The organism is Raoultibacter phocaeensis, assembly GCF_901411515.1.
Classification (GTDB): Bacteria; Actinomycetota; Coriobacteriia; order Coriobacteriales; family Eggerthellaceae; genus Raoultibacter; species Raoultibacter phocaeensis.
On record NZ_CABDUX010000001.1, the window covers coordinates 798712 to 814331 of the forward strand.

The following is a 15620-nucleotide window of genomic DNA, read 5'->3' on the forward strand; positions in this document are numbered from 1 at the left end:
ATAGTTTACGCGATGACGCCCGTTTCGTTGAGCACAAGCAGAATCGCCGCAATGATAAGGAAGCCACCGAATATGAACCTCAGTATACGCTCCGGCACTTTGCGAACGAGCCGCGCTCCGATAACCGCGCCGGGAATAGAGCCGATTGCCACAAGGATGCCCGCCATGTAGTCGATATTGCCCAGCATCCCCTGCTCGATAACGCCGGGAATAGCGAGCAGCATCACTGCGATGAGCGATGTGCCCGATGCCTGCTTCATGGGAATCCCGATGAGCGAAAGCATGAGCGGTACCATGATGAACCCGCCACCCACGCCGACGTACCCCGAAGCGAGACCCGCAATAAGGCCGATCCCGACCCCGATGGCCAACTGCCTGCGCGTAAGCTTGACGGGGGCATCGGCTGTTGGCGCAACCACCTGGGTGCTTCCCTCCGAGGACGAGCCGCTTTTCGCTGTCGCGTCGGCCGCCCGTGCGACCGTGCCAACCGAGTTCGCGTTGCCGGGTGCCGCACCTTCCGCGCTCGCGTTGCCAGGGGCAGGCTTCATCATGATGGCCTTCCGCAGCATGCTCACGGCAGAATATCCGATGATCAGCGCAGCAACGGCCATGATCGCCCATCCGGGCGAGATCGTCGCGAGCCACACGCCAAGAGGAGATGTGCACGCACCCCCGATGCCTGCCGCAACGCCAAGCGAGACGATACAGGTCTTCGCCCTTACATGCGATATGGCTCCGGAAATCGACGTGGGAATTATGGTGAACAGCGAAGTTGCCGTCGACATGATAGCGCTCATATCGAACGCAAGCCGAAACACCGGCACGAGCACCGTTCCTCCGCCTATACCGAGCATGCCCGACAAGATACCGATGCCGATGCCCACAAGTACCGGCGCTATGTACGCTACGAAAATATCCATCGATCGATCGCTTCTTTCAGAGTTACCGCTGCTCCCATTATCGCACGACCCTTGTTGAACCTGCGGCGCAAGAGTCAAGAGCAATCCTGTTCGATTGTGGCACGCACCCGCCTCGCTTTTCCCGACCGTAACCAACACGTTTTCGGACGGGTACCGCCCACGAACAAAGCGACGGCCATGTACCGCTGTTAAAACCAGAATCGGCACGCTCGCTCGGAGCATCGATGCCCCGATTCGCCATCGGGCCCCGCGGCATTTCTGGCAACTTCCCACCGATTTCGGAATGTCGGCGGGGTGCATGAGCACCCACAATCTTGTGGGCGGAATACCGCAACGCGAACCCCCAGGTCGGAAAGGCGGGGTTCCCGGGCGGCGGGCGAACGTCAGACGAACACCGCGCCGCTCGCGCGCAGGGTTCCGAAATCGGTGAAAAGTTGCCAAATTCGGCCCGTTCCGCAGCCGCGCGGCTACGGCTCCCGGACGGCCGATGCGCCGGATTGTCGGGTGCTCTGCGGGGCCAGGTCATTATTGAACTAACAGCGGAGACGGCCCGTTCTGCACAGTTTTCCTCTTTGTGTTGCGCTCAAAGCTCGCGTGCTCGGGGCCGCTCCTGCCAGCCTGAACGAATCCCCTGTTCACAGCTCCGCATCCAATCACTCGCCAACGGGAAGCGGCGACGGCGAACCTCCGGGGCGGCTCAGGGGCCCGATTCCGCAACACAAAGGCGGAAAAACGCGCATCTGGCAGAGCTTTCGCTGTTGAGCCAAGATCGACGCGCCCCCACGCGGCACCCGATGGCGATCCTGCATATCAGCTCCCGGACGGGCGTATGTCGATTCCCAGCATGATCGTGCCAGGGAACTCACAAGCGAACCACGCTGTGCTCCTAATCGGCTATGTTCAGGCGAATCTCGGTGGTCGAACCCGGATCGATGCCAGCAGCGGCAACGTTGGCCGGCTGCATGCCCGCCGCGTGCGGACGCTGTTGGCCAGGACGTTCAGCCCCCGCAGCTTGACGGTTTGCGGCCGACTGCAGAAGCGCCGTGTGCAGGATCTTGTCGTTTTCGATGCGCGCCATGAGCTCGGGCCAGACAAACTGGAACTCGAAGTATTTCGAGCAGTTGCGCTGCGCGTACGTAGTTGCCTCGCCCGCTGCAGCCTTCGCCGCCTTGCGGTACGCCTTCTTGTCGGGGCGCGCGAGGCTGCGCAGAAACGCCGTGGTGCGGATGCGGCTCATGATGCCCGGCTCGAGGAACGGACCGGGATACGGTTCGAGCGAAGAGGGTTTCACCTGCATGAGATCGATCTGCGTGCGGCTATATTCCATCTTGCGGTATTCGTAGAGCCAGCGGAAGATATCCTGGCGAAAGCGCGTTCCTTCGCTTGGCGTCTCGGGGGGCAGATGCACGAGATTCCACTGGTTGTCGAACCAGATATCGGAGCCGTACATGCGCAAACCGAGCAGATAATCGAGGTCTTCACCGCGCGGAATCCACGGATCGAAACTCACGCGCTTGAACGCCTCCTTGTGAAGCGCCAAGCAGCCGCCGCATACGTGATTCGAACGGGAAAGACGCGGACCCTTCATGGCCTTCGAAATCCATTTGTTGAACGCTTTGCCCTGTTGCCAGAAATGGTTGTACCACTTGTCCATGCTTTTTGAGAGGTAGGTGCCCTCCGAGTTGAAATAGAAGCCCGTCTTGGCGAGAATCGGAATGCCCTTCTTCGTGAGCTTGCCGATGCCGTACATGGCCTTCTGGAGAAATCCGGGATCCTCGACGATCTCGTCGTCGTCGACGAACACGACCGAATCGAACCCGAGCGTATTTGCCACGACGAGCCCGAGGTTGCGCACCGCTCCGTAGCCCGAAAGCCCGATCTCCTTGGTGAGACGGCCGAGGCCGAGCTGCTCCATGCGCTGCTGGATCAAAGCGTGCTCGGGGGCGCCCACCACCACGATGTTGAGGCTCGGGAACTGCGATGCGATGGCCTGCACCTTCTCCGCTGCCTGATTCTCGATCGAGGGTTCGCTGACTACGAGGATGACGATTTGCCCAAGACCTTGCACCTTCTGCAAAGACTCGAGGCATCTCCCCAGTTCACCGGGCTGCGTGAGCGGAGTTGTATGGTCGTACGTTGAGAGAATGTTGCCGCCTTCTTTCCTGCGGCGCGCCGATATATAGGTCGGTATGACGATAACCGGGTTCATTCGTTTCCTTATAACGATGGATATACGCCGATATTGTAGCCGTTTTACAGGTCTCTTCTCGCCATTCCATCGAAATAGCAGTCGGGTTCAACCTACGGCAGAACAGGCAGCGGAAGCGCGGCGGACGCCATCGAGAGATCACACGCTCTTCGGCTGCGGTTTATCGACAACGCCGAAACGCTTGAGCGCTGTGAGAAGCGGGAGCCCCAGCACGTAGATCACAAGCGCTTGGCCGATTCCCGTAGCGAGCACGCCGAACAGATACATGGGAAGATACGCCCCGTCGAGGCTAACGTCGGTGAAGGGAATCGTGTAGAACCCGAGCCCCTGAAGCAGGATCGGCAAGTATGCGGGAACGATAAGCGCGTTAGCGAGCACGGGACCCAATAGCGCGATCTTCGGACGGCTCCGGAATTTCCAACACCACAGCGCCCCAACGCACGTGGCCAAGCTGCCGAACACCACGTCGAGGAGTCCGAGCGCACCGGTTCCGTTGATGGCGAGCGAGACGAGGTTCGCGATGATGCAGCCGATGGTGAGGCCGGGAACTGCTGCTGGCGTGAGCACCGCGAGCACGGTAACCGCCTCCGAAATGCGGAATTGCACAGGCCCCCACGCAAGGCCTTGCAGTAAGAACATGGTGATGAGGGTTGCAGCTGCGTACACTGCTGCGATCATGCCCGCCTGGGCGACGTATGACGTCCTTTTGTTTCTCACGGTATGCTCCTTTTTTCCTCACGGCTCAAGCCGCGGGCTATGGGCAACGAATAAACCGCGAGTGCAGGGCCCATCGATGCAAACGCGGGTGCCGAAGCGCATGCGGCGCGGAATTCCGCGACCGAGCGAGCGGCACGAGGTGGCAGTATAGCAGACATCACTTGCCGTGTCGCGGCAGCAAACTGATTCCCAATATCGCAAAATCACGTTCTGGCCCTCGTGCGCCAGCCGCATGGAACGCCAATGTTTCACGTGAAACATTTGTTCGGTTTCTCACCATGCTTGCTTCCCACCAAAAAGCGCCTCCGAGCATTCAACTCGGAGGCGCGTCCATCACGCAGCTTGTGGCTCTTGCTTACTTCCCGCTTATAAACTCGTGAGCCGTATTCGCCGCCGTGCGAGCGCTGTTGATGCCGTGGCAGCTCATCGAGCCGTTGATGTCGAGGCCGTAGACGTGGTTGTAGAGCATACCGCCGTCGGCGCCGATGGCGAACAGGTTATCGAAGGCCTGGTCGCGGCCTGGCTTCATTACCCGGAACTGACGGTCGGTTTTCACGCCGCCGGAGTACAGGCCCTCGAGCGCTCCGCGAATGAGACCGCAGTAGAAGGGAGGCGTGGAAATTTCCATCAGGTACTGAGGATCTTTGCCGTAATCGCCATCATCGCCCTTGGCCGCATGCTCGTTGTACGTCTTCACGTTTTCGAGGAACAGATCCTTGTCGACACCCATGATGTCCACAAGCTCTTCGATCGTATCGGCCTTGTAAGCGTCGTCGCCTTTCTCGATCATCTCGTCCCACAGCTGGGCGGCTTCTTCGTCGCCGTCGAGCATGGTTTCGAGGATCTTCGCATCCATGATGGTCCAGCAGGTGCCACCGTTCAAGCGTACGGGCACGTTCTGCAATTCCATGTTGTGCGTATACGCCGAGCACGCCTCGTCGGAGAAACGCTCGCCGTGGATGTTCACCCACAAGCTCGGGCCGCCCCAGCACAGTTTGTCCCAAATGGGACCCCACGGGCCAGCCGAACCGATGATGTTGGTCATACCGAAAGCCGATGCCCCGTGTTCGATGCCGCCTGCGTTGATTGCCATGGTCACGCCGTCGCCATAGTGGCCGGGCGTTCCGATGATGCGAATGTCGCTCAGATCGACGCCGTACTTGCCCATGCGCTCTTCGTCTTCGCCGAACCCGCCCGTCGCGATGATAACGGCTTTCGCGTTGATTTTGATGGTATCGCCGTACGTATCGGTGGCGTATGCACCGACGACGTTGCCCGACTCATCTAAGATAAGCTCGCGTCCGCGCGTATTGAGCCGCAAGTTTACGCCGTACTCGCGCAGCTTCTTCTTCATAGCCGGAAAGTACCCGACTCCGGCGGCTCCACCCTTGTACACGTAGTCGAAGCTGAATTCGGCACGGTAGCGTCCCGCTTTGTACATTTCGAGATACGCGGGGTCAAGATCCTCAATAGCCTCGTATTCGACACCGTGATCGATGAGCCACTGTACGTTTTCGGCAGCATGGCCGACCATGTCGTGAACGAGCAGCGGGTTGATGGTATACGCCTGCGATTTGGTTTCAAAGGCAACCATTTCGCCGAGCGTCGTTTCCGACGAATTGGGATGGAGGCCGTAGGCGTTCGTGCATTCGACGCCAGTGCCGTTGCCGCCCAACGCGGATTGCCCTTCGATCAACAGGACGCTATCGCCGTTCTCGCCCGCTTGTACGGCAGCGCACGTGCCCGACAGCCCGCCTCCGATGATAAGCACATCGCAGGAAAGCTCTTCGGACACTTGGTTCGCATAATCGGCCTTTTCGTCGGTTTTCTTTCCAGCAGCATAGGCTCTGGTTGTTGCAGCACCCATTGCAAGTGCCGCACCTGCAGCGCCTGCGCCGAGCAAAAAGTTCCTTCTGGTAAGTTCAGCCATGGTTTCTTCCCTCTTTCGAAACGGAGCGATTGTCATATCAGCAGTAATGGAGCCTATTTGAAGTCGCCGTCGGCGTATGCGATGTCCTTTGAATCGACCACCGCGTTCAAGCTTTTGATGGTGTAGGTATTCTGCATCGTAAACTCATGGGTTGCACCGATTTCTGCACCTTGCGTCGTCGCAATATCGACGGTCATAGTAAGGCTTTCGATATTGAAGCCCGTGATCTTGCCCAGGTCGGCGATATAGTCGGCGTATGTCGCATCGTCGCTCGATATCGTAAGCGGACTGTCGTCGGCCGACACATCCCACTCGACGAGGGCAAGCTCGTTTGCGGCAGTTTTCACGAGCGTCTTCGTGGTCATAGTCGTCTCGTCGGTCGCGGCAGCACTACCCGACGAACTCGAACCGCCTGAACCAGAGCCCGAGCTGCACGCTGCGAGCATGCCGAACGATAGGACCGCAACGATCGCGAGCGCCACAATCATGGCCAAGCGCGTGCGTGCATTGCCTCTTGCATCTTGTTTCATAATCTTCCCTTTCCTTGATTCCATCCCTTGCAGCGCATCCCGAACATTTGGGTTGCGGCATGCCCGTATTGAATGCAATCGCAAGAAGGGTTTCTTCATCAGTTGCGGGCGGTTTCCAATAAATCACCCGATTGTGATGAGAGACGACAAGGTAAAACGTACCGGAGCGACCACGTTGCCGTACGCGCGCGAAATCGATGGATCAAAAACGCACGAGAACGTCCGTTAGCGCTTTTGCAAGGCGGGGCAAAACGGGCCAAGCCGCCCGCGTCACCGGTCGAGCACGAGATCGATGAGCTCTTGGCGATTGTGCACGTCGAGCTTGGTGTAGATATGGCGCACGTGGCTTTTCACCGTATTTTCGGATACGCACAGCCTTTCCGAAATATAGGGCCCGCTGCGTCCTTCGATGAGGTACGAAAGCACCTCCGCCTCCCGCTTCGTAAGGAAGTGTCGGCCTGCCAATTCCTCGATCGCCTCATTCGGTGAAATCGCCGATCCCCGTGGCGAAGGCTCGGGCGCCGTGCTGCTTTTGCCCTCTTCTGCGGAGGGTGCGAACCCGACTTCAAGAGCATTCAGGTCATCGTTGACGGGATCTCGCTTCTCGGTGAAGCCCAGCATGAGCATGAGCAGCAGCCCACCGAGCACAATGCATGCCACAAGCGCCGTGCTGCTTCCTTCGCAGGTGATGCCGAATGCGGTTCCAATGAATATCCCCAACTGGTCGAGCGTATCCACAATGCAGATGGTTTTGAGAAGCGACAGATTTGCCTTTTTACTTAGAATAATAATGATCGCCCAAATCACAAGGTCAAAGCAGGTATAGCCTGCAAGAAACAAGCACTCTGGTACGACGGTTTCCACTTCGCCGAGCATCGCTAGCGAGGGGCTTGCCAAAAGTCCGAGCGTCATGAACAAAAGCGCGTATCGCAGGATGGAATACGGACGTTGCGAGTAGCGAATGTATCCTACCAGTACAGCAAAGCTCACAAGCGCCCGTATGCCAAGGGAAAGGTAGTCGAGATCGGACCCGCCTAAGCCGCCCTCGAAAACCGTTCGGTAGTTTACGAACCCGAACGAGCAGCACACGACGAGCAAGATAGCAAGGAAACGCGGATTGTACCGCGCGAGCCCCGTGCCGTTTAGGGCCCGTACAGCTCGTTTCCGCTGCATAGTCTCATTCGCGAGCGCTTCGACAAGCGCCCTGTTGCGCTTCCGCGCGGTGAAAACCGCATAGCAGGCGGCAGAGGCGAGGGGAAGCGAAAGCGCGAAGACCACCGAGGGAAGCGGTTGGAGGAACATGACGAAAAGGATCGCAAGCAGGTTGAACGGCAATGCCGTTGCAATGTGCACAAGAGCGTTCGTGGTCCCCTCGCACGTGATGAGCCCCCCGACGGTGACAATTCCTGCTCCCTGGTAGATGCCGACCAAGACACTGCCCGCAACAAGCAACGGCACCGAAGCCGCTTGAGCGCCGAGATACAGAAGGAGCGATCCGCCTGCACCGCAGACAAGCGAATTCAGTGCAAACGCTTTGGCGGTAACGATTCGGGAGCGTAACGGGGCATGCAGCGCAAGCACGCCGAGCACGATCACGCTCACCGCCAGGGAAAGGGCAAGCGGCAAAGCGTCGGCGGGAGCTCCCGCAGCCGAAAACAGAGCGGGGCTGAAAGGAACGACGTCGAACCACGACCAGTAAAACGATGACACGAGCAATGCGATGGGAGATATGTTGCCCGTGAATCTGTCGAGAAGTTTCTCCATGGGAAGATTATACCGTGGCACGAACAACCAATACCGCTCGATCGACGAAAAGAAGCGGGGGAATCTTCGGTCGAAATCCACCCTGGAAAGCATCGGCAAGAAGCATCAATCGTAGCTAGTTTTTTCTCATTTCTTCCGCTGTACCGCTTCTATCTGCCAAAATAGCTTGCGGATACCTATTTATTATCTCTATACTTATAGTATGGTTTGCGGGGCATGCATTGCCCGCCTCACGTTGCTGCACAACTTGGCACCGCAACGGTCGAAAGGGATTTCATGGAAGTGACGACTTCTGCACCGCACGGCACGACGGCAAGAACCTCTTCGGTAGCGCGGGGGGCCAACCAGATAAACGACAATCGCGCGATGCGCGAGCGCTTCGGCGAGCTCATGGCTTCGGAAAAACGCTTCGGCGTGCTTGCGATCGGCATCGACGACTTCGATCGCGTCAACAACCTGTATTCGTACGCCTTCGGAGACGAGGTGCTCGATACGCTCAATTATTTCATTGATATTCGCACCCCCCCCCAACGAACGTATAGGTTCGACGGCGATTGCTTCGGCATAATCCTTCCCGATACAAGCGATACCGAAGCACTGCTTTCCCTGTTCAACAGTCTTCTTGAGTTCACCTCTTCAGGATTCGCCATCGACGGTACTGCCGTTTCGTTCAAAATCTCCGGCGGAATCTGCTTATACCCCGACAACGGAGACAGCGCCGATGAGCTGTACCGCAATCTGCGCATCGCCCTTTCGGATGCCAAGCGAACAGGCGGATCCTGCACCGTCTGCACGCCATCGCTTTGCGCCGATTCGCGCAAAGCGCTCTTGCTCATGGAAACGCTCCAACGCTGCATTTCCGCTTCCTTCAGAGGCTTTTCGGCCCGCTTCCAGCCGGTAGCCGACGCGGACACGGGCGAAATCCACGGCTGCGAAGTGCTCATGCGCTGGGGCGACGAACTGTTCCCCGAGGGGGTAACGCCGTTCGAGTTCATCCCCTATCTCGAAGAAAGCGGTCTCATCACCGCGGCAACGACATGGCTCATGGATGTCGCCTTCGAACAGGCGCGCCAGTGGATCGACATCGATCCCGCATTCATCATGAACATCAACATATCCAAATACACGCTCGAAGACCCACTGTTCAGGTTCCACATCGTGAAAGCCGCGAAGAAGCACCGCGTCGATCCCCACCACATCATGCTCGAGCTCACGGAAAGCGGCATGATAACCGATGCGGAAGGACTCGATGACACGTTCGCCTTCCTGCGCAGCCAGGGGTTCGGCGTAGCGTTCGACGATTTCGGAACCGGGTACGCTTCGCTCAATCTGTTCCGGGTCATCGCCGCCGACGAGCTCAAGATCGATCGGAGCTTCCTTGAGCGCATCACCTACGACGTGAACGATCAGCGCATCGTCGCAAGCATCATCAGCCTTTGCCACAGCATGAACTTGAAGGTATGCGTCGAGGGCGTCGAAACGCGCGAGGTACTCGATCTCGTGCGCACCTTGGGAGCCGACCTTATCCAGGGCTACCTCTACGACCAGCCGCTTTCCGCGCCCGTCTTCGAGCAGAAATACCTGGCACCCCTCGATGTGCGGGAAGCTGCCGCCGCTTCGCAACCGTCGATCGTGTACGCCAAAGCGCAGCCCGTGCAGCCGCTGCCACCCAGCGAGCTCATCGACCGCGCATACGCCGGCGTATTCCAGGTGGCCATGGACGAGAACTTCTCGTTCATTACGTGCAACGAGGGGTATCGCCGTATGCTCGGCTACACCGCGCCCGAAATAGAGGAAAAGCTCGGCAACCGCGCGCTCGCCATCGTGCACCCCGACGATACCGAGTATGTCAACGAGGAAATACGCCGCCAACTGGGGCAGGGCGATACCGTTCTCATCGAGTTCAGGGTCGTGAGGGCCGACGGGCAATCGCTGTGGATCACCGGCACGGGCAGTGTCGTGAGGCCGAAGACCGGAACGCCGTATCTCGTCGTCGTCATCATGGACACCGACCGCATCAAACGCGCGAACCTCGAAACGGAAAAGAACCTCAAAATTGCCGGTCACATTCTCGAAAACGCCCCCATCGCGATCAAGTGCATCGCATACGACAACCAGTTCACGATCAAGTACCTCTCCCCCGAGTTTCTCACGATCATCGGATATACGCGCGAAGAGGTGCGCGAGCGCTTCGACAACCGTTATGTGAGCTTGGTCCACCCCGACGACATTGCGCCCGCCGTCGCGACGGTGCAGGAAAAAGCAAGGCCCGGGCATGCGTTCGACCTCTGCTACCGCGTGCGTGCAGGAAACGGAAGCATGCTGTGGCTCAGCACCAAAACCAAATTGTGCGAGGCGAACGAGGATGGATCGAGCGATTTCGTATCGGTCGTCGTCGAGGTCGAAGGCCCCGACGCGCAAAGCGAAAGCCTGCTTTTGGCAAACCGTTTCCAAACGGCATCTGAGCGCTGGGGCGACATCCTATTCAACCTGTACCTCAAAACGGATACCATCGAGTTCACCGACAACTACGAGGAAGAGTTCGACGCGCCGCCGAAACACTCTCTTCCCGAGCAATTGGCGCTTTCCCCCGCCTCGGACAGAACGGCTGTTGCAGAGGCCATTGAAGAGGCAAAACGCGGAATCGTGCCTGCACCGCTCGAGATCCGCCTTTCCCCGCGCGACGACGGCGAGTACGTTTGGTGCGCCCTGTCGCTCAACTGCGCCGAAACATCCGAAGGCGAGCCCTCGACTATTTTCGGTCGACTGCGAAACGTCGATTCGGAAAAGCGCAAGCGCGACGAGCTCGTACACGAATCGCAATCGGATCCGCTGTGCGACGTATACAACAAGATCACCATCGAGCGAAAGATCCAGGAGGTGCTCGACAACGCACAACCCGACGCGTGCTTTGCGTTCGCGGTAATCGACATCGACAACTTCAAAACCGTCAACGATACCGCAGGCCATCTTACGGGAGATCAGATGCTCGTGTTTGTTGCCGAGGTTCTGAAAAGCTCGGTCTCCGACGAAGGCTTGGTCGGACGCATTGGCGGCGACGAATTCGTCGTGCTGCAGCCATGCGAGGCCGCGGTAGGGGATGCCCTCGCGTTCGGAACGGGCATCATCGAGCGGATCGATCGGACATGCTCTTCGGAAGAAAGCGATGTCACCCTGCAAACAAGCGCGGGCGTCGCGTGCTTCCCCGACGACGGTACGACGTTTTACAGCCTGTTCAAATGTGCCGATGCCGCTTTGTACCTTGCCAAAGAGCAAGGGAAGAACCGGGCGTGCCTGTACGGGGGATAGCAAGGACGATTGACGCTGGACGATTGACGGTGGATGGTTATTCGGGCTTTCGCCCGCACGGCATCGGTGCTCGGCGTCGCCTGGCGCGTCAAAGCAACAGCATTTTACCCGGCTTTCCGCTCAGCAAAGTATACCCGAATTGACAAGTTTTCCCGTTAATGATGGAAACTCTTGTTATATTTCCATTTTTTTCCGTTAATGACGGAATAATTTGCTAAACTCTGCACATAGCGAAAGGGAGGCCATGCTTCTAAGACAAACATACCTTGAAAAACTGCTCGCAGCCAAAGGCGGCGGAGTGGTCAAAGTTCTAACAGGGGTAAGGCGCTGCGGAAAATCTTATCTTCTCAAGCTTCTCAAAAATGTACTTGTTGCGCAGGGCTACGACCAAGACAAGTTCATTGAAATCGATTTTGAGCGTCTAGAATTCAGCGAGTTGCGGAATCCGCAAGAGTTCTACCGCTACGTAAAAGGACAGTGCGCGAAGCGTCAGATCCAATTTGTCTTCGTAGACGAGGTGCAAGAGCTTGACGAGTGGGCTAAAACGATCAACGGTATCCGAGCGGAGTTTAACCTCGACATATATGTAACGGGATCTAATTCTCGCATGTTCGTTGGAGAGCATCTGACCTACTTGTCCGGTCGCTATATCAAAATCGACGTTTACCCGCTCTCGTTCTCCGAATATCTGCAATTCAAAAACTTCGAGATCGGCTCTGGTGTTGACTATGAGCAGACATATGATCGATACGTGCAAGAGGGTGGTTTTCCGGCAGTAGTTTTAGCCGAAGATCCTTTTCTCAAAGAATCGCTGATTGATGGGCTTTTCGATTCGATTTTCATGCGCGACATCATCCTTCGCGGCAATATAAAAGACGAGATGGCCTTTTCTCGCGTTGCGCGCTTTGCGCTTGACAACATAGGAAACGAAACGTCGGCGTACTCGATTGCAAAGACGTTCAAAGCTCAGAACCACTCAATAAAAAGCGATACTGTGGATAACTATCTCGGCCTCATGGTCAAGGCGTATTTGCTTTACCAGTGCAATCGCTATGACATCCGCGGGAAAGAGCACCTCAGCACAAACGGCAAATACTACGTTGTCGACCCTGGTCTACGGAATCGTGTTTTAGGGCAAAGCGGGACTAATCGCGGACATATGACCGAAAACATGGTGTACTTGGAACTGCTTCGAAAAGGCTATGCCGTTTCAGTCGGGGTATTCTCACGAATCGACACGGAAATTGACTTTGTTGCGACAAAAAAGGGAGAGCGTTTTTACATTCAAGTGAGCGAATCCGTTTTGGATGAGGCGGTGCTTGAACGGGAGATTGCGCCGTTCTCATACATTAGAGACGGGTATCCCCGCATCTTGATAACAAAGGATACAGCAGACTACTCTCACGGCTCTGTCAAGCATATAAACCTTTACAAGTTTTTGCTGGGCGAAAGCGAGCTGCTAACGTAGTTGATTGCGAACAGACGGGCATGCTGCCACTTGGAAGCAATTTACTCGCCGCGCTACCTCCGACTGGCAAAGTTGCTCAGCTGCCCGACTCTGCAATAGTGAACTGATGCTCTGCCGGATGTGGGGATGCCTTCCCGTCCACGTTCACCGCGCGAACCCGCATGGTGTACCTGCCAGCGGCTTCGGGCTTCCACTCGAAACTCCACCATACCCACCGAACGGCATCGGTGTTCGGCGTCGCCTGGCGCGTCCACGTGGCTCCCCCGTCGAGCGAGAACTCCACCGCGACGATCCGTTTGTCGAAATCGTCCGCCCAGCCTTCGAAGAGCAGAGCTTCCCCCACCCGTCCGACAAACGGAGCCCTGCACGAAACGTTCGGACGGTTTGTGTAGTCGTGTCCGTCGTCGACGAAATCCGGCAATGCGGGAGGCTCTTCTTCTACCGTGAACTCGATGTACGCGATGTCGCGTACGAAGTACTTGGCGGGAAAACCCGGGATCCAAAGCTGATTAGCGCACCCCATGAGCGCCGCGATGTCTTCGCCGTTGACTTTGTCGGCGATCACCGCACCGCGCTCGATGAGGAACTCGAGCGGAAAAGAGGCCCTATGGCCATCCGATGCGGTAAAGGTAACCGTATTGCACTTCATCGCGAACCGTCCTTCTGAGGTGCCACGCGAGCGAGGGAGTACCCGCGCAGCACCCGATTTGCCTACCTGACCGTTATTGCGCGCCCGCCATGGCCGCAAGCGATTCAAGCGTCACGCCCGAAACCTCTGCGTTGACGATCGCGCCACCTCCAGGAATGTTCGATGCACAGGCGCATGCCATAAGCAGACTTTTTGCTTCGGTTTTCTCTGCCATTTCTGACACCGTCGCAGCGAATGCGGTATCCACATCGCCGGACACCATGATCGATTGAGCCATGGTCATCATGCCGTAATTCGGAAGACCGTTGCACAGCATTGCCGAAGCCTTAGCAAACACCTGCGTGATGCCCGCATTCGAACTCACCGTTGCCTGATCAAACCCGAATGTTCCCTGTACGTTGGCAACACCCTTTGCAGCTGCATCACCTGAAACGGCCGCTTCCGTCGTCTGCACGGCAGGTATCGCAGCGGGGTTCTCGCTTGCCAATGCGGGCATCGCGCCTGCAATCCCAGCGCTTGCAAGAGCCACTACTCCGACCACGGCTCCTGCTTTTTTCGCAGTTTGCTTTCCCATTGTCATCTCACCCCTATTCCGTAACCGTGATAATCACATGGCCGTCGGTAATCGGCTTCTCATCGGTAAGATCGCTGCCGCAGCGAACGGTGAGGCAGTACGTCCCAGCCACCTCGGGCGTCCAATCGGCAGACCAGAGAACCCACTGATCAGCGTCGAAAGTTTCAGGTACGTCTATCGTCGTCCACGTATCACCGTAGTCGGCACTGATTTGAACCGATGTCGTTTTATTCTTACCCTGCTCGGGAAGCGCCCATGCGTAGCCCTCAAGCGTGATGGTCTCGCCTACCTTGATCTCTGTATTGTCAACAGCAGGATTGAACCATCCCGCCCAAATGCTCGGGAATGCGCCGTTGAGAACATAGGATCGATCGGGATTGAGGTTGGGACCGTTGGTGAAAACAAGTTCTTTGAGCCACTTGGCCATGGTTGTTGCCGGGCCGCCAGGTTGAATGAACTGAACAGGCCCACCATCCATATAGTCGATAGGCTCGCCCCAGTACTCGAATGCAACCATAGCGTTCGGATCGAGATAGCTCAAAGGGAACTCGCCCATAATCGGAGTGCTTCCGCCAAGCCATCCGTCGTAGCCGAGCCATCCGTACGATATGCTGCTATCGAGCAAGCCACCGCAATCTTCAATAAGATCGCTTACGAGAACGCCTTTCGCAGGAATGTTGGCGATGTACCAACCGCCGTCTGCTCCGTTCGTTGCGCATGCTCTCGTGTAGGTAATCTCGGTTTGCGGCATCGCCTGCAGATCCTTGAGCGTGTAGGTCTTTTCGTTCACGACGCCCTTAAGCGTGAACGACCAGTTTTCTTCGTTTACGATGTCGGGGTCAGGATAGTCAAGGTTGGTTGCGCTATACAGATCGTCCGGGCTCGAGGGATCCTGACTGAGCTCTACGTTTTCGAGCACGACATCCCGTTCAACGACGCCTCCCGTAACCGTGCCCGTAGAATACCCGCGACCGCCGATCCATGTTTCGAATTTCTCGACCGGAGCGGTGTTTCCGATGCCGATCATTTTCGTGTACTTCAATTCGTCCCACATGCCCAGTTCTCCGGTAACCACATCCACCTCATGGCAGCTAAAGCAGTTCCCGCCTTTATCTTCGAACTCCTGGTTCGAAAAATGGTACCCGTGAATGCTCGGTGCCATGTAGGGACCGCACCCCCCGAGCGCAGACCCGGTTCCCGGCGCATGCACATGGCAGGTAGTGCAATCGTTCCACGTGTACACCTTCCCGTACGCTGGAGCCTTATCGACCTCATGGAGGCCCTTGCTGTTCATGCCCGAGGGCAGTACGGTAAACAAATCCGCATGGCACGCGTTGCAGCCTCGATTGCCGGCATTCATCGCCTGAGCGTACTGCGTGTCGCCCCAAGCGCCTGAATCCAGGTTCATGAAGTTGCCCGGCTCTTCAAGATTGCTGCCTTCCGAACTATCCGTTTTGGCTTCACTGGCATTGCCGCCTCCGTTGGAAGCGGGCTGACAGCTTGCGAGCAAAACGAACGAGCAACAACAGAGAGCGCATGCCAAAAGCAGG

At 57.1% G+C, this 15620-nt stretch carries 11 protein-coding genes; 2 read left to right on the forward strand and 9 right to left on the reverse strand.

All coding sequences use genetic code 11. The features are described 5' to 3' along the window. Positions 1 to 5 precede the first annotated feature (5 nt). From FJE54_RS03225 to FJE54_RS03250, 6 genes are all read right to left on the reverse strand, one after another. Positions 6 to 920, reverse strand: coding sequence for a sulfite exporter TauE/SafE family protein (locus FJE54_RS03225; RefSeq protein ID WP_139651312.1), 915 nt, complete (start codon positions 918 to 920; stop codon positions 6 to 8). A gap of 886 nt (positions 921 to 1806) precedes the next feature. Further along, the gene (locus tag FJE54_RS03230; protein WP_139651313.1) at positions 1807 to 3129 is read right to left on the reverse strand and encodes a glycosyltransferase family 2 protein; all 1323 of its coding nucleotides are present in this window, start codon (positions 3127 to 3129) and stop codon (positions 1807 to 1809) included. A 138-nt stretch (positions 3130 to 3267) separates the two neighbouring features. Continuing rightward, complete coding sequence (locus FJE54_RS03235; RefSeq protein WP_255467194.1) at positions 3268 to 3846, reverse strand: QueT transporter family protein; 579 nt, start codon at positions 3844 to 3846, stop codon at positions 3268 to 3270. 355 nt (positions 3847 to 4201) lie between these two features. Then, positions 4202 to 5776, reverse strand: a complete 1575-nt coding sequence (locus tag FJE54_RS03240; RefSeq protein WP_180326530.1) for an FAD-dependent oxidoreductase — start codon at positions 5774 to 5776, stop codon at positions 4202 to 4204. Between the two features lie 53 nt (positions 5777 to 5829). After that, positions 5830 to 6306: a hypothetical protein gene (locus tag FJE54_RS03245; RefSeq protein ID WP_139651315.1), complete on the reverse strand. Its 477-nt coding sequence runs from the start codon at positions 6304 to 6306 to the stop codon at positions 5830 to 5832. Positions 6307 to 6576: 270 nt separating this feature from the next. Further along, entirely contained in the window at positions 6577 to 8070 is a 1494-nt protein-coding gene (locus FJE54_RS03250; RefSeq protein ID WP_180326531.1) for a response regulator transcription factor, read from the reverse strand. A 276-nt stretch (positions 8071 to 8346) separates the two neighbouring features. Here FJE54_RS03250 and FJE54_RS03255 point away from each other — a divergent pair, with 276 nt between their 5' ends. Together FJE54_RS03255 and FJE54_RS03260 are read left to right on the forward strand one after the other, a co-directional pair. After that, on the forward strand, positions 8347 to 11379 hold the full coding sequence (locus tag FJE54_RS03255; RefSeq protein WP_180326532.1) for an EAL domain-containing protein: 3033 nt from the start codon (positions 8347 to 8349) through the stop codon (positions 11377 to 11379). A 244-nt stretch (positions 11380 to 11623) separates the two neighbouring features. After that, positions 11624 to 12847 carry an ATP-binding protein gene (locus FJE54_RS03260; protein WP_139651318.1) on the forward strand — a complete coding sequence of 408 codons (1224 nt, stop codon included), beginning with the start codon at positions 11624 to 11626 and terminating at the stop codon, positions 12845 to 12847. Between the two features lie 76 nt (positions 12848 to 12923). Here FJE54_RS03260 and FJE54_RS03265 read toward each other — a convergent pair whose 3' ends face one another. The 3 genes from FJE54_RS03265 to FJE54_RS03275 all read right to left on the reverse strand — a co-directional run bounded on the left by FJE54_RS03265 (position 12924) and on the right by FJE54_RS03275 (position 15478). Further along, positions 12924 to 13496, reverse strand: a complete 573-nt coding sequence (locus FJE54_RS03265) for a molybdopterin-binding protein (protein ID WP_139651319.1) — start codon at positions 13494 to 13496, stop codon at positions 12924 to 12926. Between the two features lie 73 nt (positions 13497 to 13569). Then, complete coding sequence (locus FJE54_RS03270) at positions 13570 to 14070, reverse strand: hypothetical protein (protein WP_139651320.1); 501 nt, start codon at positions 14068 to 14070, stop codon at positions 13570 to 13572. Between the two features lie 13 nt (positions 14071 to 14083). After that, positions 14084 to 15478, reverse strand: coding sequence for a molybdopterin-dependent oxidoreductase (locus FJE54_RS03275; protein WP_139651321.1), 1395 nt, complete (start codon positions 15476 to 15478; stop codon positions 14084 to 14086). Between the last annotated feature and the right edge of the window lie 142 nt (positions 15479 to 15620).